At 61.3% G+C, this 24,718-nt stretch carries 19 protein-coding genes and 2 tRNA genes; 8 read left to right on the forward strand and 13 right to left on the reverse strand.

The window, feature by feature from the left end; translation table 11 throughout:
- Window positions 1-565: 565 nt before the first annotated feature.
- The 8 genes from IAE38_RS12955 (at window position 566) to IAE38_RS12990 (ending at window position 12,241) form a co-directional block, all read left to right on the forward strand.
- Window positions 566-1,948 (forward strand): polynucleotide adenylyltransferase PcnB, encoded by a 1,383-nt coding sequence (locus IAE38_RS12955; protein ID WP_201217882.1) that lies wholly within the window; start codon window positions 566-568, stop codon window positions 1,946-1,948.
- Window positions 1,945-2,424 (forward strand): 2-amino-4-hydroxy-6-hydroxymethyldihydropteridine diphosphokinase, encoded by a 480-nt coding sequence (gene folK / locus IAE38_RS12960; protein ID WP_028632610.1) that lies wholly within the window; start codon window positions 1,945-1,947, stop codon window positions 2,422-2,424. Before IAE38_RS12955 ends, folK begins: the two co-directional genes overlap by 4 nt.
- A 272-nt stretch (window positions 2,425-2,696) precedes the next feature.
- Window positions 2,697-3,497: a 3-methyl-2-oxobutanoate hydroxymethyltransferase gene (panB, locus tag IAE38_RS12965; RefSeq protein WP_201163602.1), complete on the forward strand. Its 801-nt coding sequence runs from the start codon at window positions 2,697-2,699 to the stop codon at window positions 3,495-3,497.
- Complete coding sequence (gene panC / locus IAE38_RS12970; protein ID WP_201217884.1) at window positions 3,494-4,357, forward strand: pantoate--beta-alanine ligase; 864 nt, start codon at window positions 3,494-3,496, stop codon at window positions 4,355-4,357. Before panB ends, panC begins: the two co-directional genes overlap by 4 nt.
- Before the next feature lie 202 nt (window positions 4,358-4,559).
- Window positions 4,560-6,224 carry a glucose-6-phosphate isomerase gene (pgi, locus tag IAE38_RS12975; RefSeq protein ID WP_028632613.1) on the forward strand — a complete coding sequence of 555 codons (1,665 nt, stop codon included), beginning with the start codon at window positions 4,560-4,562 and terminating at the stop codon, window positions 6,222-6,224.
- Between the two features lie 157 nt (window positions 6,225-6,381).
- A complete protein-coding gene (acs, locus tag IAE38_RS12980; RefSeq protein ID WP_201217886.1) occupies window positions 6,382-8,316 on the forward strand; it encodes an acetate--CoA ligase in 1,935 nt (644 codons plus the stop codon).
- A gap of 37 nt (window positions 8,317-8,353) precedes the next feature.
- Window positions 8,354-9,223 carry an oxygenase MpaB family protein gene (locus tag IAE38_RS12985; RefSeq protein WP_201217888.1) on the forward strand — a complete coding sequence of 290 codons (870 nt, stop codon included), beginning with the start codon at window positions 8,354-8,356 and terminating at the stop codon, window positions 9,221-9,223.
- 78 nt (window positions 9,224-9,301) lie between these two features.
- Entirely contained in the window at window positions 9,302-12,241 is a 2,940-nt protein-coding gene (locus IAE38_RS12990) for a DUF748 domain-containing protein (protein ID WP_201217890.1), read from the forward strand.
- A gap of 108 nt (window positions 12,242-12,349) precedes the next feature.
- On the opposite strand, the gene IAE38_RS12995 is transcribed toward IAE38_RS12990, so the two are convergent.
- The 13 genes from IAE38_RS12995 to glmM all read right to left on the reverse strand — a co-directional run bounded on the left by IAE38_RS12995 (window position 12,350) and on the right by glmM (window position 24,704).
- Window positions 12,350-12,700: a BON domain-containing protein gene (locus IAE38_RS12995; protein ID WP_201163607.1), complete on the reverse strand. Its 351-nt coding sequence runs from the start codon at window positions 12,698-12,700 to the stop codon at window positions 12,350-12,352.
- Between the two features lie 264 nt (window positions 12,701-12,964).
- Window positions 12,965-15,070 (reverse strand): polyribonucleotide nucleotidyltransferase, encoded by a 2,106-nt coding sequence (gene pnp, locus IAE38_RS13000; RefSeq protein ID WP_028632618.1) that lies wholly within the window; start codon window positions 15,068-15,070, stop codon window positions 12,965-12,967.
- Window positions 15,071-15,319: 249 nt separating this feature from the next.
- Window positions 15,320-15,589 (reverse strand): 30S ribosomal protein S15, encoded by a 270-nt coding sequence (gene rpsO, locus IAE38_RS13005; protein WP_023533188.1) that lies wholly within the window; start codon window positions 15,587-15,589, stop codon window positions 15,320-15,322.
- Window positions 15,590-15,738: 149 nt separating this feature from the next.
- Complete coding sequence (gene truB, locus IAE38_RS13010) at window positions 15,739-16,656, reverse strand: tRNA pseudouridine(55) synthase TruB (protein WP_028632619.1); 918 nt, start codon at window positions 16,654-16,656, stop codon at window positions 15,739-15,741.
- Between the two features lie 3 nt (window positions 16,657-16,659).
- Window positions 16,660-17,058, reverse strand: a complete 399-nt coding sequence (gene rbfA / locus IAE38_RS13015) for a 30S ribosome-binding factor RbfA (protein WP_028632620.1) — start codon at window positions 17,056-17,058, stop codon at window positions 16,660-16,662.
- Window positions 17,059-17,176: 118 nt separating this feature from the next.
- On the reverse strand, window positions 17,177-19,702 hold the full coding sequence (gene infB, locus IAE38_RS13020) for a translation initiation factor IF-2 (RefSeq protein ID WP_201209771.1): 2,526 nt from the start codon (window positions 19,700-19,702) through the stop codon (window positions 17,177-17,179).
- A gap of 27 nt (window positions 19,703-19,729) precedes the next feature.
- Window positions 19,730-21,211 carry a transcription termination factor NusA gene (gene nusA, locus IAE38_RS13025; protein WP_060481626.1) on the reverse strand — a complete coding sequence of 494 codons (1,482 nt, stop codon included), beginning with the start codon at window positions 21,209-21,211 and terminating at the stop codon, window positions 19,730-19,732.
- A 59-nt stretch (window positions 21,212-21,270) separates the two neighbouring features.
- Entirely contained in the window at window positions 21,271-21,729 is a 459-nt protein-coding gene (rimP, locus tag IAE38_RS13030; protein WP_033694237.1) for a ribosome maturation factor RimP, read from the reverse strand.
- 129 nt (window positions 21,730-21,858) lie between these two features.
- A tRNA-Met gene (locus IAE38_RS13035) sits at window positions 21,859-21,935 on the reverse strand.
- Window positions 21,936-22,035: 100 nt separating this feature from the next.
- Window positions 22,036-22,121, reverse strand: a tRNA-Leu gene (locus IAE38_RS13040).
- 18 nt (window positions 22,122-22,139) lie between these two features.
- Complete coding sequence (gene secG, locus IAE38_RS13045; RefSeq protein ID WP_028632623.1) at window positions 22,140-22,538, reverse strand: preprotein translocase subunit SecG; 399 nt, start codon at window positions 22,536-22,538, stop codon at window positions 22,140-22,142.
- Between the two features lie 4 nt (window positions 22,539-22,542).
- Window positions 22,543-23,298: a triose-phosphate isomerase gene (gene tpiA, locus IAE38_RS13050; protein WP_201217891.1), complete on the reverse strand. Its 756-nt coding sequence runs from the start codon at window positions 23,296-23,298 to the stop codon at window positions 22,543-22,545.
- Between the two features lie 65 nt (window positions 23,299-23,363).
- Window positions 23,364-24,704, reverse strand: a complete 1,341-nt coding sequence (glmM, locus tag IAE38_RS13055; RefSeq protein WP_201217893.1) for a phosphoglucosamine mutase — start codon at window positions 24,702-24,704, stop codon at window positions 23,364-23,366.
- Between the last annotated feature and the right edge of the window lie 14 nt (window positions 24,705-24,718).

Consider the following 24,718-nt stretch of genomic DNA (forward strand, 5'->3'; position numbering starts at 1 on the left):
CCCCGCAATAACCCCAAACCCCCGTATTTACTGGCGCTGCCAAAGTTGGCACGGCTTCTGCTATATGCTTAGTACAAAAACAATAACAAGCACTGCAACCCACAATAAGAACAAGACGAAACGGCTCACGCACAATAAGAACAAGACGGCGGAGGCGCAGCTAACTGATTCTTTTGGAGAGGATGGATGTTTGGGGCTTGCCCCACGATCAGGCAGAGAACAACAAAAACTGCACTAAAAAGCAGCGCCTGAACTGATTGGATTGACAGATCAACATGGCATCAGCGACCAAAGCAATCCGTTTGCTCTTTACCCCTGGTTTGGGGGTGGTCCACAAGCTTCGAGCTTGATGGCAGGGCACTCAACAAAAACAAGAAGCCCGTACAAAAACAATAAGAGCACGCAACGACTTCTTGGGGAGCTTAGGCTCCCCTTGTCGTTTCTACCCTTCTGGCAGGCATTCTGCGACCGCCTACACCATCCCGTCAGTAAATGCTAGAATCCCCGCCCATCATGCGGCCATTCTCTTATCCTTGGCCGAACATTCCTTCAAACAGTGCATCCCATGCTGAAGAAGCTGTTCCAGTCGTTCCGCCCGCCCGTGACGGGCCAGCATCACAGGCGCACCACGCCTGAGGTGATCAACAAGAGCCAGCATTCGCTGCAGCGCCACCAGTTCAGTCGCCACGCGGTCAATATCGTGGAGCGCCTGCAAAGCGCCGGCTACCAGGCTTACCTGGTGGGTGGCTGTGTCCGCGACCTGATGCTGGGCATCACACCCAAAGACTTCGACGTCGCTACCAGCGCCACGCCCGAGCAGGTGCGGGCCGAGTTCCGCAATGCGCGCATCATCGGCCGGCGTTTCAAGCTGGTTCACGTGCACTTCGGCCGTGAAATCATCGAGGTCGCCACGTTCCGTGCGCCGCACTCCGAGGATGACCAGGGTGACAGCCACCGTTCGTCGCATAACGCCAACGGCCGCATTCTGCGCGACAACGTATACGGCACCCTGGAGGAAGACGCGCAGCGCCGCGACTTCACCATCAATGCCTTGTACTACGACCCGGTCAGCGAGCGCATCCTGGACTACGCCAACGGCGTGCACGATGTGCGCAATCGCCTGTTGCGCCTGATCGGCGACCCCACCCATCGCTACCAGGAAGACCCTGTACGCATGCTGCGTGCTGTGCGCTTCGCAGCCAAGCTCGACTTCGGCATCGAAAAACACACGGTGCAGCCTATCCGCGAACTGGCTCCGCTGCTGCGGGAAATCCCGCCAGCGCGCCTGTTCGAAGAATGCCTGAAGCTGTTCCTGTCCGGCCACGGCGCGCTCGCCTTTGAAATGCTGGTAGACCTGCAGCTGTTCGAGCCGCTGTTCCCTGCCAGCGCGCATGCCTTGGACGAACGCCCCACCTACACCCACACGCTGATCAGCCAGGCACTCAACAATACCGACCTGCGCGTCAAACAAGGCAAACCGGTCACCCCGGCGTTCCTGTTCGCCGCACTGTTGTGGCCTGCCCTGCCAGCCCGTGTACTGCACCTGCAAAGCCAGGGTGTGCCGCCTATTCCGGCCATGAACGGCGCGGCCCACGACCTGATCGCCGAGCAGTGCGCGCGCATTGCCATCCCCAAGCGCTTCACCCTGCCTATTCGCGAAATCTGGGACATGCAGGAGCGCCTGCCGCGACGCAGTGGCAAGCGTGCCGACATGCTGCTGGACAACCCACGCTTCCGCGCCGGTTACGACTTCCTGCTGCTGCGGGAAAGTGCCGGTGAAGAAACCGACGAGCTCGGCCAGTGGTGGACTGACTACCAGGACGCCAACGACAGCGAACGTCGCGACATGATCCGCGACCTTGGCAGCCGGGACGAAGCCGGCGGTACGCGCAAACGCAAACGTAGCGGCAGCAAACGCAAGCGTGGTGGCGAAGAGGCATTCGAGTGACAGTTCGCGCCTACATCGGCCTGGGCAGTAACCTGGACGCACCCGCACACCAGTTGCGCAGTGCGTTGCAGGCACTTGGCGAGATCGCGACAAGCCGCCTGGTCTCGGCCTCGGCGTTGTACACCAGCGACTCCTTGCTGCCTGGCCAGCCGCGTTACACCAACGCCGTTGCCGCGCTGGACACTGCCCTGGCGCCCCTGGCCCTGCTCGATGCGTTGCAGGCCATCGAGAACGACCAGGGCCGCGTACGCAAGGAACGCTGGGGCCCGCGTACGCTGGACCTGGATATCCTGCTGTTCGGCGACCAGGTGCTCGACCTGCCGCGCCTGCAAGTACCCCACTACCATATGCATGCACGGCCTTTCGTGCTGTACCCCTTGGCTGAGCTGGTACCCGCCGATTTTCAGCTGGCCGATGGCCGCCGCCTCGCACAACTGCTTGAGGCGTGCCCGTACGCGGGTCTGGAACGCCTGTAATCATTACCCTTCGCCGCCCATACGCGGCCCGGTAACGCCAGTAACACCCTGATCGTAACAATGCGGTAACAGGGTGATTGACTTCCCCCACCTCGCTCACGACTATAGGCGTCCCGTGTGGCACCCTGATGCCGCGCACCCGTATAAACCCGTATCTAGGCCCGGACGGACCTGTGCCCGAACATCACACGCGATGATGTGCCGCTCCGGAAAATGACTACACAGGTTGAACGCAGTCGTTTCCCACAGCGCCTGAACGAGGAATTTTCTACATGCCTGAAGTAACCCTTTCCACCCTCAATGGGCTCAAAGCCAAGGGTGAAAAAATCACCATGCTGACCTGCTACGACGCGACGTTCGCCAAGGCCGCCAGCCAGGCCGGTGTCGAAGTGCTGCTGGTGGGCGACTCCCTTGGCATGGTCCTGCAAGGCCACGACAGCACCCTGCCGGTCAGCACCGCAGACATGGCCTACCACACAGCCTGCGTGAAGCGGGGCAACCACGGCGCGCTGATCCTTGCCGACCTTCCGTTCATGGCACATGCCACCCCGGAAGCGGCCTTTACCAACAGCGCCGCCCTGATGCAGGCCGGTGCGCATATGGTCAAGATCGAGGGCGCCGCATGGCTGGCCGAAACCATCACCCAGCTGGCCCAACGGGGCGTGCCGGTGTGCGCCCACCTGGGCCTGACGCCGCAGACCGTCAACGTTCTGGGCGGCTACAAAGTGCAAGGCCGTCAGGAAGCCCAGGCGGCCCAACTGCGGGCCGATGCCAAAGCCCTGGAGCAGGCAGGCGCCGCCATGCTGTTGCTCGAGTGCGTGCCCAGCGAACTGGCTGCGCAGATCACCCAGGCCGCCGGCGTGCCGGTTATCGGCATTGGTGCGGGCAGCGCCACTGACGGGCAGGTGCTGGTGCTGCACGATATGCTGGGGTTGTCGCTCAGTGGCCGGGTGGCCAGGTTCGTGAAAAACTTCATGCACGGCCAGCCAGATATCGACAGCGCCCTTGCAGCCTATGTGCAGGCAGTCAAACAGGTCAGCTTCCCAGCCAGCGAACACGGGTTCAGCGCATGAATACAGTCAAGACCGTTCGCGAACTGCGCGCAGCCGTGGCCAGGGCCCGCAGCGAAGGCAAGCGTGTCGGGTTCGTGCCCACCATGGGCAACCTGCACAGTGGCCACGCCGCGCTGGTGGTAAAGGCCGCGCAGTGCGCCGACTTCGTGGTGGCGAGCATCTTCGTCAACCCGCTGCAATTCGGCGCCAATGAAGACCTGGACACGTACCCGCGCACCTTGGCTGCAGACCAGCAACTGCTGGTGGAATCGGGTTGCAACCTGCTGTTCGCCCCAGCCGTTCAGGAAATGTACCCCGACGGCGCCAGCGTGCAGACCCGGGTCAGCGTACCGCAGCTGTCCAAAGGCCTGTGCGGCGCCAGCCGGCCAGGCCACTTCGAAGGTGTGGCCACCGTGGTCAGCAAGCTGTTCAACATGGTGCAGCCGGACCTCGCTGTTTTCGGCGAAAAGGACTACCAGCAGTTGGCGGTGATACGCGCCATGGTCCGCGACCTGAACATGCCGATCCAGATCATCGGCCAGCCAACCGTACGCGCCGAGGATGGCCTGGCACTGTCCTCACGCAATGGCTACCTCACACCGGAGCAGCGGGCGCAAGCCCCCGCCCTGTACCGTGTTCTGCAGCACCTGGGCGCGGCCATCGCGCGTGGCCAGCGCGATTTCGCGACGCTGACAGCCGACGGGCAAGCGCAATTGAACGCGGCCGGCCTGCGGCCGGACTACCTGGAAGTGCGTCATGCCGTGAGCCTGCGCCCGGCGCTGCCCGATGACCGCGACCTGGTGCTGATCGCCGCCGCTTACCTGGGCACAACCCGGCTGATCGATAACCTCTACCTGCATGTTGAAGACAAAACCGCGTAGGTGTCTTTTCGGATTGGCCTTACATCTGGGTAAGGCCTTTCCTACAGCCGCCCTGACGCGCTGCCGGCCCTGCAAAAGCTTCATCCAAATCCCCCGGTGATACCCATTCCCTGCGCGAGGCCTTTGCCTATAATGGTGCCAGTCTGAACGCGGCAATGACTGCCGTGTCCAAGGCAACACAATGCACAAGGGACCCCGCGCAATGGCGTATTACCGTAACCCACACGATGTCACGGCCCTGCCCGCCTGGCAGGCGCTTCAGCAACACCGCGATGCCATGCAAGGTTTCAGCATGCGTGAGGCATTCGCCGCCGATCCCCAGCGTTTCGAGCAGTTTTCCCTGAGCTCCTGTGGCCTGTTCCTGGACTACTCGAAAAACCTGATCACCGAGCAAACCCGCGACCTGCTGGTGAACCTGGCCAAGGAAGTGGGCCTGCAGGACGCCATCACCTCGATGTTCAATGGCGAGATCATCAACGCATCCGAAGGCCGCCCGGTGTTGCACACCGCACTGCGCCGCCCGGTCGGCGACAAGCTGAGCGTCAACGGCGTGAACGTCATGCCGGAAGTGCACAAAGTGCTCAACCAGATCACCGAACTGGTCGGCCGCATCCACGACGGCCTGTGGCGCGGCTACAGCGAAAAACCGATCACCGATGTGGTCAACATCGGTATCGGTGGCTCCTTCCTCGGCCCGGAGCTGGTGTCCGAAGCACTGCTGCCCTATGCCCAGCGGGGGGTACGCTGCCATTACCTGGCCAATATCGACGGCAGCGAATTCCACGAGCTGTCGGCCAGCCTGCGCGCCGAAACCACCCTGTTCATCGTCTCGTCCAAGTCGTTCAATACGCTGGAAACCTTGAAAAACGCCATGGCGGCGCGTACCTGGTACCTGGCCCAGGGCGGCTCGGAAGCCGAGCTCTATCGCCACTTCATCGCCGTATCCAGCAACAAGGCTGCGGCCGTGGCCTTCGGTATCCGGGAAGAAAACATCTTCCCGATGTGGGACTGGGTGGGTGGGCGTTATTCACTGTGGTCGGCCATCGGCCTGCCCATTGCACTGGCCATCGGCACCGCCAACTTCAAGGAACTGCTGTCTGGCGCCTACACCATGGACCAGCATTTCCAGACCGCGCCGTTCGAGAAGAACATGCCGGTGCTGCTGGCCTTGCTTGGCGTTTGGTACGGCAACTTCTGGGGCGCCAGCAGCCATGCGATCCTGCCGTACGACCACTACCTGCGTAACATCACCAAGCACCTGCAGCAGCTGGACATGGAGTCCAACGGCAAGAGCGTGCTGCAGGACGGCTCACCGGTGAAGACCGAAACCGGCCCGGTGATCTGGGGTGGTGTGGGTTGCAACGGCCAGCATGCCTATCACCAGTTGCTGCACCAGGGCACCCATTTGATCCCCGCCGATTTCATTGTCCCGGTGGTGAGCTTCAACCCGGTCGCCGACCATCATCAATGGCTGTACGCCAACTGCCTGTCCCAGAGTCAGGCCCTGATGCTCGGCAAAACCCGTGAAGAAGCCGAAGCAGAACTGCGAGCCAAGGGCATGGACGAAGCAGACATCGCCAAACTGGCGCCACACAAGGTCATCCCGGGCAACCGCCCAAGCAACACCTTGGTGGTCGAACGCATCAGCCCTCGCCGCCTGGGTGCGCTGGTAGCCATGTACGAGCACAAGGTGTTCGTGCAGAGCGTGGTCTGGGGTATCAACGCCTTCGACCAGTGGGGCGTGGAGCTGGGTAAAGAGTTGGGCAAGGGTGTTTACGAGCGCTTGGTCGGCAGCACTGAAACCACCGCTGACGATGGCTCCACTCAGGGGCTGATCAACTACTTCCGCGGCCGCCATCGCGGCTAGTCCCTACCTGTACCCACCCGTTCCCACCGGTATCCCACAGGCTTTTGTAGCTGTGTGTTGCAACCGGTGGGAGCAGGTTGAACACCCCCTTCCACTACACTGTCTTATCGAATAGCCGTTGCCGTCCATCGCCCCTTACAAGAGCAGGACCACCGCCATGTTCGATCTGCGCAAATACCCACAAGCCCTGGCCGTCAGCCAGGCAGCCGCTTTATCCCCAGACGACTACCGCCGCCTCTACCGCCAGTCGGTCGACGACCCAGACACCTTCTGGGCCGAACAAGCCAAGCGCCTGCACTGGATCAAACCCTGGCAACAGGTGCAGCAGTGCGACCTGAACACAGGCGATGCCTGGTGGTTTGCAGGCGGCCAGCTCAACGTCAGCTACAACTGCATTGATCGCCACCTGGCCCAGCGCGGGGATCAGACGGCCCTGCTGTGGGAGGGTGACGACCCGGCCGATGCCAAGGCCATCACCTACCGCGAACTGCACCTGCACGTGTGCCGCCTGGCCAATGCCTTGAAAGCGCGCGGCGTGAAAAAGGGCGACCGCATCTGCATCTATATGCCCATGATCCCTGAGGCGGCCTTTGCCATGCTGGCCTGTACGCGCATCGGCGCAGTGCACTCGGTGGTATTCGGCGGCTTTTCCCCGGATGCATTGCGTGACCGTATTCTGGATGCCGACTGCCGCACCGTCATCACCGCCGACGAAGGCGTACGCGGTGGCAAACGCATCCCCCTGAAACACAACGTCGACAAGGCCCTGGCCAGTTGCCCCGACGTAGGCACAGTGGTGGTGGTGCGGCGCACGGGGGGTAAGGTTGACTGGAGCGAGGGCCGTGACCTCTGGTACCACCAGGCGACCGAGCACGCCGGAGACCACTGCCAGCCCGAAGCCATGGATGCCGAGGACCCACTGTTCATCCTCTACACCTCCGGCAGTACGGGTAAGCCCAAGGGTGTACTGCATACCACCGCCGGCTATCTGCTGCAGGCGGCCCTGACCTTCAAGGTGGTGTTCGATTACCGCGACGGCGAGGTGTTCTGGTGCACGGCCGATGTCGGCTGGGTGACCGGTCACAGCTACATTGTCTATGGACCACTGGCCAACGGTGCCATTTCGCTGATGTATGAAGGCGTGCCCAACTACCCGGACAGCTCACGGTTCTGGCAGGTGGTGGACAAGCACCAGGTGAATATCTTCTATACCGCGCCTACGGCCTTGCGCGCCCTGATGCGCGAAGGCTCAGCGCCATTGCAAGGCACCTCACGCCAGAGCCTGCGGCTGCTGGGTACCGTTGGCGAGCCGATCAACCCGGAGGCCTGGCAGTGGTACTTCGAGGAAGTCGGGCAGCAGCGCTGCCCCATCGTCGACACGTGGTGGCAAACCGAGACCGGCGGCATCATGCTTACCCCGCTGCCCGGCAACCCCACCCTCAAACCCGGTTGCGCCACCCAGCCCATGTTCGGCGTGCAACCTGTGCTGCTGGATGAGCAGGGCCAGGTCATCGAAGGGCCCGGGGCGGGCCTGCTGGTCATCAAGGCCAGCTGGCCGGCGCAAATCCGCAGCGTCTACGGCGACCACACACGCATGGTCGAGACCTACTTCAAACCGATGCCGGGTTACTACTTCACCGGCGACGGCGCCCGCCGCGACGCCGACGGTGACTTCTGGATCACCGGGCGTATCGATGATGTGATCAACGTCTCGGGGCACCGCATTGGCACCGCCGAGGTGGAGAGCGCGCTGGTGCTGCATGACAGCGTTGCCGAAGCCGCCGTGGTCGGCTACCCCCATGACCTCAAGGGCCAGGGCGTTTATGCCTTCGTCACTACCATGAACGGGGTTACACCGAGTGATGCATTGAAGGCAGAACTGCTGGCATTGGTCAGCAAGGAGATCGGCAGCTTCGCAAGGCCCGAGTTGATCCAGTGGGCACCCGCACTGCCCAAGACCCGCTCGGGCAAGATCATGCGGCGTATACTGCGCAAGATCGCCTGCAACGAACTGGATAGCCTGGGGGATACCTCCACCCTGGCCGACCCTGGCGTTGTACAGGGCTTGATCGACACCCGTCTCAACCAGTAACCGGCGGCCACCTGGCCGCCCTGCACCCCAGGTCGCCATGGAAGCCTTACGCCGCCGCATTGAAAAACAGGTCATGAGCCTTACCGGGCTGGCTTTGGGCCAGCTCGACCTGGAGTCGCCCAAGGGCGACCCTGGCCTGTTCGGCCCGCACAGCCTCTGCTGGCGGGTGCATGGCGACTTCCCGAGCATGCTGGTGGGCGGTATCAGCGCCCTGATGCTGCAATTGCTGCACCCTCTTGCGCTGGCCGGCGTGTGGGACCATTCCAATTTCCGTCATGACTTGCTGGGCCGGCTGCGGCGCACCAGCCAGTTCATTTCTGGCACTACGTTCGGTGCCACCGCCGATGCCGAATGGCTGATAGAGAAGGTGCGCCAGATTCACCTGCAGGTCACAGGCCATGCGCCTGATGGCCGCCCTTACGCCGCCAGCGACCCACAATTGCTGACCTGGGTGCACGTGGCCGAAGTGAGCAGCTTTCTGGCGGCGCACCTGCGCTACCGTGACCCGCACCTGTCAGTTGCTGACCAGGACGCGTACTACGGCGAAATCGCACTGGTCGCCGAACGCCTGGGGGCCCGCGACGTACCACGCACGTGCCTGCAGGTGGAGGATTATCTCCAGCACATGCGCCCTCAGCTCAGCTGCGATGCACGCAGCCACGAGGTGGTCAGCATCCTGCTCGATGCCCCGGCCCCTAGCCGCCTGGCACAGCCGGTGGGCAAGCTGATGCTGCACGCGGGTATCGACCTGCTGCCTGTCTGGGCGCAGCAATTACTGGGCCTGGGGCACGGCCCCTTGCAGCAGCGCATGATCCGGCTGGGCCTGCAACGCACCGCGCCAGTGCTGCGCTGGGCGATGCGCGATGGCTCGGCCCACCGCGCCCGCAGGCGCATGGGCATTGAGTAAGCGCTGCCGCCCGCTCAGCGGAACTGATTTAACGTGCCATACTCCAACCACCCCCTGCCCGCACAGACGAAGCGATACATGTACAAAGGATTGATGCGCGCCGTTGGCGCACTGCTGGCCTTGGTCGCCCTCTACAGCCTGCTCGGCTTCTTCATCCTCCCCGGTGTAGCCCTGCGTATCGCCAATCAACAGCTGGCCCAATACGCCACCGTACCGGCGCACCTTCAGCGGGTCGAATTCAACCCGTTCAGCCTGGAACTGACCCTGTGGGGCCTGCAGATCGGTGAACCGGGCAAGGAACAGCTGGCCTTCGAGAAACTCTACGCCAACCTGTCACTGGACAGCCTGTGGACCGGCGCCCTGCACCTGGAGGCAGTGGAACTGGCCAAGCTGCGCAACGAGGTGCTGTTCGCCAAGGACGGCACGCTCAACCTGGCGCGCCTGTTCAAGCTACCCCCCAGCAGCGCCAAGGCAGATGACCCACCGGGCAAGCCATTCCCACTGCGTATCGGCAGCATCAAGCTTGAACAAGGCTACCTGCGCTTCGAGGACCAGCGCCCAAGCGAGCCCATCGAGTTTCTCTACGACAACATGAACCTGGAGCTGAAGAACCTCAGCACCCTGCCCGACGACAATGCCGACATGACCTTGGTTGCGAACGGCCCCAACGGCGGACGCATCGATTGGCAAGGTACCCTCAGCCTGTCCCCCATCGCTTCCGAAGGCACATTGAAGGTCACCGATGGCAAGATGAAGTTGTTCTGGCCTTATGTGCGCGATGCTGTGCCACTTGTGCTCGAGGACGGCAAGCTGAGCCTGAATACGCACTACCGCCTGAACCTGGCAAAAAAGACCGAGTTGGTGCTGGAAAACGCCTCGCTGCGGATTGCACCGTTCGCCATCAAGGCCCCCGATGGGCGCCCCTTGGCGCGCCTGGCCAACCTGGAATTGAGTGAAACCACAGTCGACCTGGTCAAGCAGCGGGTGACCGTTGGCAAGGTCCGCAGCGACAAGCTGGAAACCTGGGCCGCCCTGGAAAAGAACGGCCAGCTCGACTGGCAAACGCTGTTCGCCAGCCAGCCGGCCAAGGCCACGCCCAAGGAAAAGGCCGAACCGGCGGCTGCCGGGCCAGCCCCTGAACAGCCGGCCGCTACCCAGCCCAGCACGCCTTGGCAGGTGCTTCTGAAGGACGTGCAGTTGCGCAATTACCTGGTACACCTGGCCGACCGCACCCAGAAGGAACCGGTGGCCCTCGACCTAGGCCCGCTCAATGCCGACTTGCAAGGGTTCGACAGCCTCAACAAGACGCCCTTCAAGGTCAGGCTCGACACCGGGGTCGGCAAGCAAGGCAAGCTGCAGGCCAGCGGGCAGGTGAACCTGGCGCCGGTATGGGCAAAACTGGACGTGAACACCCACGATATCGACCTGCGCCTTGCGCAAGCCTACATCAGCCCTTACATCCTGCTGGAGCTGCGCAGCGGCATGCTTGCCAGCGACCTTAAGGTGGATCTGAAGAACACTGCCCCGCTGGCCTTGACGGTCACGGGCAAGGCGCAGGTGAGCCAGTTGCACACGCTGGACACCATCAAGAGCCGTGACTTCGTGAAATGGCAAGAAGTCGACGTAGATGGGCTCTCTTACGTGCACGGTGATGCGCTGTCGATCGACAAGGTCACGCTGCAACAGCCTTATGCGCGCTTCATCATCAACGAGGACCGCACCACCAATATCAACGACCTGCTGATTCCACAGCCAGCCAGCGCCCCGGCGACGGTACAGGCCAAGCCTGCTGCTGCCAGCAACGGCAACAAGCCGCTGGGTGTGCATATTGGCCAGATCGTGATCAACGACGGTTCGGCGAATTTCGCCGACCTCTCCCTCACGCCCAACTTCGCCACGGCTGCGCAACAGCTGAACGGGCAAATTGGCACCATTGATAACCGTAAACCGCTGCCGGCCAAGGTGGAAGTCCAGGGCAAGGTCGACCGCTACGCACCGGTTACCATCAAAGGTGCCCTCAACCCGTTCGATCCACTCGCAAGCCTGGATATCGCCACCAGCTTCAAGCGCGTGGAGTTGACCACCCTCACCCCCTACTCAGGCAAGTTCGCGGGCTATCGCATTCGCAAGGGCCGGCTGAACCTGGACCTGCACTACCTGATCACCAAGGGCCAGCTGAAGGCCGAGAACAAGGTGGTCGTGGAGCAATTGCAGCTTGGGGAGAAGGTCGACAGCCCGGATGCCGTCGACCTGCCAATCCGGCTGGCGGTAGCGCTTTTGAAAGACACCCAGGGCAAGATTTCCATCGAGCTGCCGGTGTCGGGCGACCTGAACAACCCACAGTTCAGTGTAATGCCCATCGTCTGGCAGACCCTGCGTAACCTGGTGCTGCGCGCGGCCCAAGCGCCGTTCAAGTTCATCGGCGGGCTGATCGCCGGCGGCGGTTCGCAAGACCTCGGCACCGTGGCCTTCGCACCCGGCTCCAGCGAATTGGGCGGTGATGCCCAGGCGTCGCTGGACAAGCTGGCAGAAGCGTTGAAAAAGCGCCCCGAGCTGCGCCTTGAGATCGAGGGTACCAGCGCCCAGGCCAGTGACGGGCCGTTGATTGCCCAGCAGCGCCTGGAGCGTGAGTACCAGGCAACCTGGTACAAGATCCTGCAGCGGCGCGGCGACAAGGTACCGGCCAACGCCTCGATGCTGACGGTAGACGATGGCGACAAGCCGGCAATGCTTGAAGGCATCTACCGCACCCGCCTGAAACAGCAGCCACCCGCCGAGTGGGAACAGCTTGGGCGTGACGAGCGGGCGGCACGGCTGCGCGAGGCGGTGATCAAGTCGTGGTCGGAAAGCACCGCATTACTGCGCACGTTGGGCCAGGAGCGAGCCAGCAGTATCAAGGATTACCTGGTGGACAAGGGCAAGCTGCAAGATGACCGGGTGTATTTCATTGATACCAGCCTTGGCAAGCCGGAGCAGGATGGGCGGGTTGTGACACCGCTGCATCTGGATGCGGAGTAACGGATTGGCCAACTAGACCGTAAACCAAGCAGGCAAAAAAAATCCGATACCAGCAGCTGGTATCGGATTTTTTGTTTGGCCAAATCCATTTGGCCAGCGGGACAATCCTTATTCTGCTTTCAGGCCGTCAGCGGAGACTGCTTTGACGCCTTTGATTTTCTTGGTCAGCGTTACCGCTGTGGTTTTTTGGGCTTCAGTGATAGCAACGTCCGAAGACAGCGACACAACACCTTTGTTGGTTTCGACTTTGATGTCGCTACCTGGGATGCCTTTCTCGGTCAGCAGGTCGCTCTTCACTTTGGTAGTGATCCAAGTGTCAGAGGTAGCCTCTTTGGCTTTGGTAGCCTCACCAGCTGCAAGCATCATTGGCGCTTGAGTGGCCTGGGCTGCGAAAGCGGCGTTAGCCATGGTCAGGGTCAGAGCGGTAGCAGTAGCGGCAGCGATGGCGAACTTCTTCATGTGAGTCACTCCTGTTTTTCGAAAGGTCTGCGCCCTGTGTCCTGGCGGCAGATACGAGACTGGTTGCAGGGGCTGTGCCAGCTTTCAGATTTGTTATTTCTGCTTATATATCAATCACTTACATAAAGTAACAGGTTACCTGGATCGTGCATTCTGCAATCTGCACGATAAAACTGCATGCAAGATGCAAGTCCGCTAAAGGTTCCGTAGCGGCCATAAAAAAAGGGCCCCGATCGGGGCCCTCTTCTACTGCGTTGTCGCTACTCAGACGCCGGAGGCTTTTGCCGCAGCCACGTCTTTGATCGACAGCTTGATACGGCCGCGGTTATCCACGTCCAGTACCAGTACTTCAACTTCCTGGCCTTCCTTGAGGATGTCGGTCACTTTCTCGACCCGGGCATCGCTCAGCATCGAGATGTGAACCAGACCGTCCTTACCAGGCAGGATGTTCACGAACGCGCCGAAGTCGACGATGCGCTCAACCTTGCCCACGTAGATCTTGCCGATCTCGGCCTCGGCCGTGATACCCAGGACGCGCTGCTTGGCCGCTTCTGCCGCTTCCTTGGTTTCGCCGAAGATCTTGATCGAGCCATCGTCTTCGATATCGATCGAAGCCTTGGTCTCTTCGCAGATAGCGCGGATGGTGGCGCCGCCTTTACCGATGACGTCACGGATCTTGTCGGTGTCGATCTTCATCGCGATCATGGTCGGGGCGTTGGCCGACAGTTCGGTGCGCGACTGGCCAATGATCTGGTTCATCTGGCCGAGGATATTCAGGCGAGCTTCCAGGGCCTGGCCCAGGGCGATTTCCATGATCTCTTCGGTGATGCCGTTGATCTTGATGTCCATCTGCAGCGCAGTAACGCCTTTGGCGGTACCGGCTACCTTGAAGTCCATGTCACCCAGGTGGTCTTCGTCGCCCAGGATGTCGGTCAGAATGGCGAACTTCTCGCCTTCCTTGACCAGGCCCATGGCGATACCGGCAACCGGCGCCTTCATCGGCACACCGGCGTCCATCAGGGCCAGGGAGGCACCGCAGACCGACGCCATGGAGCTGGAACCGTTGGACTCGGTGATTTCCGAAACCACACGGATGGTGTACGGGAACACGTCAGCAGCAGGCAACATGGCCTGAACCGAACGACGGGCCAGGCGGCCGTGGCCGATTTCACGACGGCCAGCACCGCCCATGCGGCCACACTCACCTACCGAGAACGGCGGGAAGTTGTAGTGCAGCATGAAGGGGTCTTTTTTCTCGCCTTCGAGGGTATCCAGCAGCTGGGCGTCACGGGCAGTACCCAACGTGGCAACGACCAGGGCCTGGGTTTCGCCACGGGTGAACAGCGCCGAACCGTGAGTTTTCGGCAGCACGCCAACTTCGATGTTCAGCGGGCGCACGGTCTTGGTGTCGCGGCCGTCGATGCGTGGCTTGCCGTTGACGATGTTCTCGCGGACGGTGCGGTATTCGATTTCGCCGAAGATGTCTTTTACTTCAGACGCCGAAGGCTGGCCTTCTTCACCGGAGAACTTGGCCACAGCCTGGTCACGCAGCTCACCCAGGCGCGCATAGCGGTCGGCCTTGACGGTGATGGTGTAACCCTGCGAAACCGCTTCGCCGAATTCGGCGCGGATGGCATTGAGCAGTGCAGTGTTGGCAACCGCAGGTTTCCAGTCCCAGGTCGGCTTGCCGGCTTCTGCAGCCAGCTCCTTGACTGCCTGGATCACAGCCTGGAATTCGTCGTGGGCGAACAGGACGGCGCCCAGCATCTGGTCTTCGGTCAGCTCTTGGGCTTCCGACTCAACCATCAGTACGGCATCGGAGGTACCAGCAACGACCATGTCCAGGCTCGAGGCGGCCAGTTGCTCGTAGGTCGGGTTCAGCAGGTAGCCGGTGCTCTCATGGAAAGCAACGCGGGCAGCGCCGATCGGGCCTTCGAACGGAATGCCGGAAATGGCCAGGGCAGCCGAGGTACCGATCATCGCAGCGATGTCCGGGTCGGTCTTCTTGCTGGTGGAAACCACGGTGCAGACAACCTGCACTTCGTTCATGAAGCCTTCCGGGAACAGCGGACGGATCGGACGGTCGATCAGACGCGAAGTCAGGGTTTCTTTCTCGGAAGGACGGCCTTCACGCTTGAAGAAACCGCCTGGGATCTTGCCAGCGGCGTAAGTCTTTTCCTGGTAGTGAACCGAGAGCGGGAAGAAGCCCTTGCCTGGGTCGGCTTGCTTGGCACCGACCACGGTCACCAGCACGGTGACGTCGTTGTCGACGGTAACCAGCACGGCGCCGGTTGCCTGACGGGCAATGCGGCCCGTTTCGAGAGTAACGGTCGATTGACCGAACTGGAATGTCTTGATTACCGGGTTCACGGTTTCCTACCTTCTTCAGTGGCTCTTGGGGGAACTGGTTTCTTGCGAATGCTTGGGCAGCAGGGGGAATCGGCCCCGTCGACCGTCCAGATACAACACGAGGCTGGGAGCCTGGCGCCAAGCGGATAACCGCTCAGCATTGCCAGGCTGCCAACCTCGAATATACGCACGGCGTGCCCCTCGGCAAGGCTGGACAACAGCCTTGCCGAGGCCTGCGGCACGCCATGCACACCACCAACCAGGCCGTTATTAACGACGCAGGCCCAGGCGAGCGATCAGCGCGCTGTAACGGGTGGTGTCTTTGCCCTTCAGGTAGTCCAGCAGCTTACGACGCTGGTTAACCATACGAATCAGACCACGACGGGAGTGGTGGTCTTTGTCGTTGGCCTTGAAGTGGCCTTGCAGCTTGTTGATGTTGGCGGTCAGCAGAGCAACCTGCACTTCCGGGCTACCGGTATCGCCGGCGGCTTGCTGGTGTTCGGCAACGATCTTAGCTTTTTCTTCAACGCTGAGGGCCATGAGGCTTCTCCTGATTAAACGGACCCCGCGAACGGGTTCCAATAGGCCAGGGACTGCTCCCTGTATCAATAAAAGAGGTGTGACCGTGCCTACTGACAGCCAACCTCGGTTCCGCAGGTTCGGGCACATGCCCTGGCCTGTGGTTTCGGTCATTCCGACCGAATCAGCCGACGCGGCGCAATGCGCCCGTCTTCGCTCACCTCACCGATACCGATGAAGCGGGCATTGTGATCCTGTACCCGGACCATGCCGAATTGTGGCGCGTCCGGAGCGCGTACTGCCTGGCCGTGCAGCCAGTAGAACGCGCTGTGCTCGGACAAGCACACCAATGGCCAGTCCAGCAGGCCGCTGTCCGATGGCATCAGGAAGCGGTCGAGCGCTTCGTTACCGCCTTCGGCGTGGGCCTGTTCGAGCTGCTCGAGGGTTACCGTCTGGGCCAGGGCAAACGGCCCGGCCTGGGTCCTGCGCAGTTCGGCGACATAGGCACCGCAACCCAGGGCCTCACCGATATCCTCCACCAGGGTGCGGATATAAGTGCCCTTGCTGCAACCTACGCTCAGCCGTGCACGGGTGCCTTCGCACTCGAGCAACTCAAGCCGGCCAATAGTAACAGAACGCGCCTCGCGCTCCACTACCTCTCCTGCACGTGCCAGCTTGTAAAGGGGTTGCCCGTCACGCTTGAGCGCCGAGTACATCGGCGGTATCTGGCTGATCGGCCCACGAAAACGCGGCAGCACGCCTTCGATATCGGCACGACCAACGGTCACCTCGCGGGTCTGCAGTACCTCACCTTCGGCGTCGCCGGTGTTGGTAGTCTGGCCCATCTGCATGACGGTTTCGTAGCCCTTGTCGGAATCGAGCAAGTACTGCGAAAACTTGGTGGCTTCGCCAAAGCACAGCGGCAGCACACCGGTTGCCAGGGGATCGAGGCTGCCGGTGTGGCCGGCCTTCTCGGCATTGAGCAACCAGCGCACCTTCTGCAAGGCGGCGTTGGACGTAAAGCCCAAAGGCTTGTCCAGCAGAATGATGCCGCTGACATTGCGGCGGATACGTTTGACCTGGGCCACCGCTTACTCCTTGGTGTCCGGCTCGTCGGCATCCTTGTGCAGGCGGTCTTCGGCCACTGCACGTTCGATCAGCGCCGACAGGTGAACACCACGGCTGACGCTTTCATCGAAATGGAAATGCAGCTGCGGCACGCTGCGCAGTTGCATGGAGCGGCCCAGGTGCAGGCGCAGGAAGCTGGCTGCGCTGTTCAGCGCCTTCAGCGACTGCTGCACGGCGTCGGGGGTTTCCTCGCCCATCACGGTGATGAACACCTTGGCATGGCCCAGGTCGCGGCTGACGTCAACAGCGGTGATGGTGACCAGACCGACGCGCGGGTCCTTGACTTCACGGCGGATCAGCTCGGCCAGCTCGCGCTGCATCTGATCGCCAATGCGTTGGGTACGGCTATATTCTTTGGCCATTCTTGTTACCTGTAACTTAAAGCGGCAAACGCCCGGTCAGACCAATGCCTGACCGGGCGCTACCTGAAGAGGTGTTGCAAGCCGCCCCGTAGAGGGGCTGCCCGCAACGTGCCCGCCCTTAAAGGGTACGAGCCACCTGGACTTTCTCGAAGACTTCGATCTTGTCGCCGACCTTGACGTCGTTGTAGCTCTTCACGCCAATACCGCACTCCATGCCGTTACGCACTTCGGCAGCATCGTCCTTGAAGCGACGCAGCGATTCCAGCTCGCCTTCGAAGATCACAACGTCCTCGCGCAGTACGCGGATAGGGCGGTTGCGGTACACGGTACCCTCGATGACCATACAGCCAGCGATGGCGCCGAACTTCGGCGAGCGGAACACGTCACGCACTTCGGCAACGCCCAGGATGTTCTCGCGAACATCGCTGCCGAGCATGCCGGTCAGGGCTTTCTTGACGTCTTCGATGATGTCGTAGATCACGTTGTAGTAACGCATATCCAGACCTTCCTGCTCGACGATCTTGCGCGCACCGGCATCGGCACGCACGTTGAAGCCGAACAGTACTGCATTCGAAGCCAGCGCCAGGTTGGCGTCGCTTTCGGTGATACCACCTACACCACCACCGATCACGCGAACCTGCACTTCGTCGTTGCCCAGGCCGCCAAGCGAGCCGTTCAACGCTTCGAGCGAACCACGCACATCGGTCTTGAGCACGATGTTGAGGGTTTTCTTCTCTTCCTGACCCATGGTCTCGAAGATGTTTTCCAGCTTGCCAGCGTGAGCGCGGGCCAGCTTGACCTCGCGGTACTTGCCTTGACGGAACATGGCAACTTCGCGGGCTTTCTTCTCGTCAGCCACCACCGACAGCTCGTCACCGGCTTCCGGGGTACCGTCCAGGCCGAGGATTTCGACCGGGATCGACGGGCCGGCTTCCTTAACAGGCTTGCCGTTCTCGTCGAGCATGGCACGCACGCGGCCATAGTTGGAGCCGCACAGCACCATGTCGCCCTGGCGCAGGGTACCGTCCTGAACCAGGATGGTGGCCACCGGGCCGCGGCCCTTGTCCAGGCGCGATTCGACGACTACACCACGACCTGGCGCGGTCGGGGTTGCGGTCAGTTCGAGGATCTCGGCCTGCAGCAGGACGGCTTCGAGCAGTTCATCGACACCGGTACCCATCTTCGCCGAAACCTTGACGAACGGAGTGTCACCACCCCAGTCCTCGGAGGTCACGCCTTCGACGGCCAGTTCGTTACGGATGCGATCGAGGTCAGCACCTGGCTTGTCGATCTTGTTCACCGCAACCACCAGCGGTACGCCAGCAGCCTTGGCGTGCTGAACGGCTTCGCGGGTCTGAGGCATCACGCCGTCGTCCGCCGCCACCACCAGGATGACGATGTCGGTGGCCTTGGCACCACGGGCACGCATCTGGGTGAACGCTGCGTGGCCCGGGGTGTCGAGGAAGGTGACCATGCCGCGGTCGGTTTCCACATGGTAGGCACCGATGTGCTGGGTGATACCACCGGCTTCGCCAGCGGCAACCTTGGCACGACGAATGTAGTCGAGCAGCGAGGTCTTGCCATGGTCGACGTGACCCATGACGGTAACCACCGGCGCACGCGACTCGGACTGGCCTTCGAACTTCAGCGATTCGGCCAGGGAGTCTTCCAGGGCGGTATCGCTGACCAGGGTGACCTTGTGGCCCAGCTCTTCAGCGATCAGCTGTGCGGTTTCCTGGTCGAGCACCTGGTTGATGGTTACCGGGGTACCCATCTTGAACATGAACTTGACCACTTCAGCGCCCTTGACGGACATCTGGTTGGCCAGCTCGGAGACGGTGATGGTCTCGCCGATGGTCACGTCACGGATGACGGGGCCAGTCGGGTTCTGGAAGCCGTGCTGGTTACGCTTCTTCAGCTTGCCTTTGCCACCACGGCCACGACGAGCGCCATCGCTCTCTTCGTCGGTGGTGCGCGGTGCTGCACGCGGCGTAGGCGCCTTTTCCTTCTCTTTTACCTTGACCTTGATCGACACACGCGGCGCCTCGCCACGACGACGGTCGTCATCACGGGTACGGCTTTCGTTGCGACGGGTCTCGTCCTTCTTGCGCTCGGCAGCACGGGCTGCGGCGTCTTCGGACGCAGGGGCGTCGGCAACTGCCGGTGCAGCAGCGGCCGGTGCCGGTGCCGGTTTGGCGGCAGGCGCAGGTGCAGCGGCAGGCGCCTCAGCGGCCTGGCGACGTGCCTGCTCCTCGTTGCGCTGACGGACTTCGGCCTCGACCTTGTCACGTGCAGCGTTTTCAGCCGCACGGCGCTCTTCCAGCTCACGCTTCTGCTCAGCCTGGATTTCTTCCGGGCTGCGCTGCACGAATACTTTCTTCTTGCGTACTTCTACGCTGATGCTCTTGCTACCGGCGACACGCAGGGTGCTGGTGGTTTTGCGCTGCAAGGTAATCTTGCGCGGCTCTTCCGCCTTGCTCTTGTGGCTGCTCTTCAAATGAGTCAGCAGGGTCTGCTTCTCATTGTCGGTCACTACCTGACCGGCGTCGGTGTGCGGCAGACCTGCCTCACGCATCTGCTGCAGCAGGCGCTCTACCGGTGCCTCGACCTCTTGGGCCAGTTCTTTCACCGTGACTTGCGTCATGCACTTCTCTCCTCAGGCCGCGCCTAATTACTCGAACCAGTGGGCTCGGGCGGCCATGATCAACTTGCCGGCACGCTCTTCGTCGATGCCGTCGATGTCGAGCAGATCGTCGATCGACTGCTCGGCCAGGTCTTCGCGGTTAACCACGCCGCGCACCGCCAGTTCCGCTGCCAGGTCCTTGTCCATGCCCTCAAGGGAGAGCAGGTCTTCAGCTGGATGTGCGTCTGCCAGTTTTTCTTCGGTAGCGATGGCCTTGGTCAACAAACGGTCCTTGGCCCGAGCGCGGAGCTCATTGACGATATCTTCGTCAAAGCCATCGATGTTGAGCATTTCTTCCAACGGTACGTAGGCAATTTCTTCGAGGCTGGTGAAGCCTTCGTCGACCAGCACTTGGGCCAGCTCCTCGTCGACTTCCAGCTCGTCAATGAAATTGCGCAGGATGTCACCGGTTTCGGCCTGCTGCTTGGCCTGGATGTCCTTCTCGGTCATCACGTTCAGGGTCCAGCCGGTCAACTGACTGGCCAGGCGAACGTTTTGACCACCACGACCAATGGCTTGGGCCAGGTTGTCTTCGGCAACGGCGATGTCCATGGCATGGGCATCTTCATCAACGATGATCGCCGCGACTTCAGCCGGCGACATGGCGTTGATGACGAACTGCGCCGGGTTATCATCCCACAGGACGATATCCACACGCTCACCACCCAGCTCCCCGGATACAGCCTGGACGCGCGACCCACGCATGCCGATACAGGCGCCTTGCGGGTCGATACGCTTGTCCTTGGAGCGGACGGCGATCTTGGCTCGCGATCCCGGATCACGGGAAGCAGCCATGACTTCAATGAGGCCTTCAGCGATTTCCGGCACTTCAATGCGGAAAAGCTCGATCAGCATCTGTGGCGCAGTACGCGACAGGATCAGCTGAGGGCCACGGTTTTCGGTGCGAATTTCCTTCAGCAGTGCACGCAGGCGCACACCGACACGGAAGGTTTCGCGGGCAATGATGTCTTCGCGGGCCAGCAGCGCCTCGGCGTTGTTGCCAAGGTCGACGATGACGTTATCGCGCGTCACCTTCTTCACGGTGCCGGAGATGATTTCGCCAACGCGCTCGCGATAGGCATCCACCACCTGGGCGCGCTCGGCCTCACGGACCTTCTGCACGATGACCTGCTTGGCGGTCTGGGCGGCGATACGGCCGAACTCGATGGACTCGATCTTTTCTTCGATCACGTCACCGACCTTGGCAGCCGGGTGAGTGTCCTTGATCTTGTCGAGCCAGGTTTCGATGGCCGGGTCGTCCAGGTCGGCTTCGTCGACCACGGTCCAGCGGCGGAACGTCTCGTAGCTACCGGTGTGGCGGTTGATTTCCACACGCAGATCCACTTCGTCTTCAAAACGTTTTTTGGTTGCGGTAGCCAGGGCCACCTCCAGCGCTTCGAAAATGACGCCGGGGGGTACACCTTTTTCGTTGGATACCGATTCAACAACCAGCAGTACTTCTTTGCTCATCGTACGCCTCGCCTTGCGCAAGCCATTAGGCCCGGATAATCCGTCGGGCCCGGCACGTCTCAGTCAAAACTGGGAATAATATTGGCCTTGTCGATCGAATCGATCGGCAAAAGGAACTCCTGGTTGTCCACCTGGACCACCACATCCTGCTCCTCCACACCACGGAGAAGGCCCTGGAAGTTACGACGACCCTCGAAGGGTGAGCGCAGCTTGATCTTCACTTGTTCGCCGGCATGCGAGGCAAACTGTTCCAGAGTGAACAGTGGGCGATCCATGCCGGGAGAAGACACCTCGAGGGTGTACTCACTGCTGATTGGATCTTCCACATCGAGGATGGCACTGGCCTGACGGCTGACTGCTTCGCAGTCATCCACCAAAATGCCGTCTTCCTTGTCGATGTAGATGCGCAGTACCGAATGCTTGCCTTGGGAAACGTACTCGATTCCCCAGCACTGATAGCCCAGACCCTCGACAACCGGGGCCAACAAGGCCTGCAACTGTTCTAGCTTGCTCGACACCTGAACCCCCTCGTGCATGCTGTGCAAATAAAAAATGGGCGAAGCGCCCATCCCTGAAAGCGCCGTTGGACAACGACGCCTGAACTGTTCGGTTAGCAAAAAGCCCCTGAAAAGGGGCTCCGCTGAAGCTGGTTGCGGGGGCTGGATTTGAACCAACGACCTTCGGGTTATGAGCCCGACGAGCTACCAAGCTGCTCCACCCCGCGACAAAGCTGGGGCGAAAGTATAAGACCTAACCCGCTTGAGGGTCAATTCCAAACCGTCGCCTACAAGAAAGCCCGCTAAAGCGGGCTCTCAAGCTTTAATTGGTACCGAGAAGGGGACTCGAACCCCTACACCCTATGGGCACAACCACCTCAAGGTTGCGTGTCTACCAATTCCACCACCTCGGCAATACTACTTGAAACCCGTTACTTCTGCTCTTCTGCCGGAGGAGGTACATCACCCGAATTCGGAGTGGCTTCGCTCTTCTGTTGTTGGAGCACCGGTACATCATCATTGACTGCCGGTTTTGGCTGCTCTTTCACTTCAAGCACTGCCGGATCTGGAAGACCTGCTTGGCTAAGCTGGTGAGCTTGTTGCTTCGCGAAGTATCCTAACCCAAGTGCTGTCAAAAAGAAAGTGGCAGCGAGTATAGCAGTTAATTTACTTAGGAAGGTGGCAGAGCCCTGACTTCCGAAGACGGTATTGGAAGCGCCGGCACCAAAAGATGCACCTGCTTCCGCCCCCTTGCCCTGTTGCAACAGTACCAGCACTACGAGCGACAGCGCTGCCAACAGATGAAAAACGACGATGACTGTTTCCAGCATTTTTTCAGTTTCCTGCGGCGCGACAAATTGCACCGAATTCGTCTGCGTTCAGGGAAGCGCCACCAATGAGGCCCCCATCGATATCCGGCATGCCGAACAGTTCGGCCGCATTGGCCGCCTTCACGCTGCCGCCGTAGAGCAACTGCACCTTCGCAGCTACTTCAGCATCTTCCGCCGCCAGCTGACCGCGGATGGCGGCGTGCACATCCTGAGCCTGCTGAGGCGTGGCCGTAAGGCCAGTACCAATGGCCCATACAGGCTCATAGGCAATTACTGCATTGGCAAAAGCGGCAACACCGAAAGCTTCGATGATACTGCTTAGTTGACGCCCGACAACTTCGAGCGTTTTGCCAGCTTCGCGCTCTTCCAGGGTTTCCCCTATGCACAGCACGGGCTTCAAACCTTTGGCCTGGGCCGCTGCAAACTTGCGGTTGAGTACTTCATCACCTTCGCCCATTACTTGGCGACGCTCTGAATGACCCACCAACACCAACTTGCAACCTGCTTCAACCAGCTGTTCCGGAGCAACTTCCCCGGTCAGCGCACCCTGTTCGGGCAGTACTGCAGAATTCTGTGCGCCGACGGTAATGTGTGTACCCGCCAGGCCATCAACCACTTGGTGGATGAACAAGGCTGGCGGAAATACCGCGACTTCCACTTCGCTCGGCAGGGCGAGATTGCTCAAGCCCTCGGTCAGCTCAGCGACGCTGGCGCGGGTACCGTGCATCTTCCAGTTACCAGCTACCATAGGGCGACGCATGCTTTACCTCGTCGGTCAAAGTGGGCGCAGATCTTACCCAACCAGATCCGCGCTGGCAAGCGCCTTCAGGCACAAACTTCGCTGACCAATTTCGCCAGCGCCTCGGCATGCTGACGCACCGGCGCCTCGTCCTCGCCCTCCACCATCACCCGCACCAGCGGCTCGGTACCGGACTTGCGCAACAGCACCCGCCCGCGCCCCGCCAGGGCCTCGGTGACCTGCGCAGCGGCCTCTTTCACCGCCGGGTGCTCCAGCGGGTCGACCTTACCTGCACCGAAGCGCACGTTGATCAACACCTGAGGGCATTTGCGCAGCCCCTGACGCGCCTGGGCCAGGGTTTCGCCGCGGCGCTTGAGCGCCATCAGCACCTGCAGCGCAGCAATGATCGCATCGCCCGTGGTGGTGTAGTTGCAGCACACCACGTGGCCGGAATTCTCGCCCCCCACCAGCCACTCGCGCTCAAGCAGTTCGGCCATGACATAGCGGTCGCCGACCTTGGCCCGCACGAACGGAATATCCAGGTCTTTGAGCGCCAGCTCCAGGCCCAGGTTGCTCATCAGCGTGCCTACCACCCCGCCCTGCAGCTTGCCGCGGTCCTGCAGGTCACGGGCAATGATGAACAGCAGCTCGTCGCCATCGACAATGGCACCGGTGTGGTCAACCATCAGCACACGATCGCCGTCGCCGTCGAACGCGATACCCAGGTCGGCATGCCCCACCAGCACCGCAGCCTGCAGCGACTCGATGTGGGTCGAACCACAGCCTTCGTTGATGTTCAGGCCATCGGGCTGGGCATGCAGCACGGTCACATCGGCACCCAGTTCGCGGAACACGCTGGGCGCCACCTTGTAGGTGGCCCCGTGGGCGCAATCCACCACCAGCTTGAGGCCGGCAAAGCTGGTGCTGCTGGGCACGCTGCTCTTGCAGAACTCGATGTAGCGCCCGGCGGCATCGTTGATGCGCGATACCTTGCCCAGCTTGCTCGACTCGACCACGGTCATGGGCTGGTCGAGCAGTTCCTCGATCATCAGCTCGACCTCATCGGGCAGCTTGGTGCCCTGGCCCGAGAAGAACTTGATGCCGTTGTCGTCATGCGGGTTGTGCGAAGCACTGATGACGATACCGGCCTCGGCGTGGAACGTGCGCGTGAGGTAGGCGATGGCAGGCGTTGGCATGGGGCCCAGCAGCATCACATCGGCGCCGGCGGCAGACAGCCCCGCCTCGAGCGCGGACTCGAACATGTAACCGGAAATGCGCGTGTCCTTGCCGACCAGCACACGGCAATTGCCCTGCTTGCGGAAGGCCATGCCAGCAGCCCAGCCAAGCTTCAACATGAAGTCAGGGGTGATCGGGTATTCCCCGACGCGGCCACGAATGCCGTCGGTACCAAAGTATTTTCTGCTCATAGAAACTCCAGAGT

Source organism: Pseudomonas sp. S32 (assembly GCF_016648095.1).
In the GTDB taxonomy this organism is placed as follows: Bacteria; Pseudomonadota; Gammaproteobacteria; order Pseudomonadales; family Pseudomonadaceae; genus Aquipseudomonas; species Aquipseudomonas parafulva.

What these genes read in the sequence shown, in the direction of transcription:
- IAE38_RS12955 (WP_201217882.1), top strand. Translation starts at nt 566, where the DNA reads ATGCTGAAGAAGCTGTTCCAGTCGTTCCGCCCGCCCGTGACGGGCCAG.
- panB (WP_201163602.1), top strand. Translation starts at nt 2,697, where the DNA reads ATGCCTGAAGTAACCCTTTCCACCCTCAATGGGCTCAAAGCCAAGGGT.
- panC (WP_201217884.1), top strand. Translation starts at nt 3,494, where the DNA reads ATGAATACAGTCAAGACCGTTCGCGAACTGCGCGCAGCCGTGGCCAGG.
- pgi (WP_028632613.1), top strand. Translation starts at nt 4,560, where the DNA reads ATGGCGTATTACCGTAACCCACACGATGTCACGGCCCTGCCCGCCTGG.
- acs (WP_201217886.1), top strand. Translation starts at nt 6,382, where the DNA reads ATGTTCGATCTGCGCAAATACCCACAAGCCCTGGCCGTCAGCCAGGCA.
- IAE38_RS12985 (WP_201217888.1), top strand. Translation starts at nt 8,354, where the DNA reads ATGGAAGCCTTACGCCGCCGCATTGAAAAACAGGTCATGAGCCTTACC.
- IAE38_RS12990 (WP_201217890.1), top strand. Translation starts at nt 9,302, where the DNA reads ATGTACAAAGGATTGATGCGCGCCGTTGGCGCACTGCTGGCCTTGGTC.
- IAE38_RS12995 (WP_201163607.1), bottom strand. Translation starts at nt 12,700, where the DNA reads ATGAAGAAGTTCGCCATCGCTGCCGCTACTGCTACCGCTCTGACCCTG.
- rpsO (WP_023533188.1), bottom strand. Translation starts at nt 15,589, where the DNA reads ATGGCCCTCAGCGTTGAAGAAAAAGCTAAGATCGTTGCCGAACACCAG.
- rbfA (WP_028632620.1), bottom strand. Translation starts at nt 17,058, where the DNA reads ATGGCCAAAGAATATAGCCGTACCCAACGCATTGGCGATCAGATGCAG.
- infB (WP_201209771.1), bottom strand. Translation starts at nt 19,702, where the DNA reads ATGACGCAAGTCACGGTGAAAGAACTGGCCCAAGAGGTCGAGGCACCG.
- nusA (WP_060481626.1), bottom strand. Translation starts at nt 21,211, where the DNA reads ATGAGCAAAGAAGTACTGCTGGTTGTTGAATCGGTATCCAACGAAAAA.
- secG (WP_028632623.1), bottom strand. Translation starts at nt 22,538, where the DNA reads ATGCTGGAAACAGTCATCGTCGTTTTTCATCTGTTGGCAGCGCTGTCG.
- tpiA (WP_201217891.1), bottom strand. Translation starts at nt 23,298, where the DNA reads ATGCGTCGCCCTATGGTAGCTGGTAACTGGAAGATGCACGGTACCCGC.
- glmM (WP_201217893.1), bottom strand. Translation starts at nt 24,704, where the DNA reads ATGAGCAGAAAATACTTTGGTACCGACGGCATTCGTGGCCGCGTCGGG.